The following is a 323-nucleotide window of genomic DNA, read 5'->3' on the forward strand; positions in this document are numbered from 1 at the left end:
GGTGGAAGGAGCCGGAGGCCAGGTCGGGGGTGATGCGCGGGCGCCTGAGTGCGGCGGCCCGCGGGACCGGCTCCAGCCACACGGTCTGCCAGATGCCGGTCGTACGGGTGTAGTGGCAGTGGGAGTTGGCGTACCAGGTGGACTGCTTGCCGCGGGCCTGGGCGCCGTGCCGGCTGTCACGGGCCCGTACGACGATCGTCAACTCCCGCCCGGCCACGGCGACTTCGCCGAGGTCGGCGGTGAACGGGGTGAAGCCGCCGCGGTGCCGGGCCACTTCGACGCCGTCGGCCCACACGGTCGTGTCGTGGTCCACGGCGCCGAAG

General features: G+C 73.7%; 1 pseudogene. It reads right to left on the reverse strand.

Going from position 1 to position 323, the window contains the following annotated elements:
* Window positions 1–323, reverse strand: a pseudogene (locus tag IG05_RS0141375) (beta-galactosidase); the annotation flags it as partial.

The organism is Streptomyces sp. NRRL S-1022, assembly GCF_000720135.1.
In the GTDB taxonomy this organism is placed as follows: Bacteria; Actinomycetota; Actinomycetes; order Streptomycetales; family Streptomycetaceae; genus Streptomyces.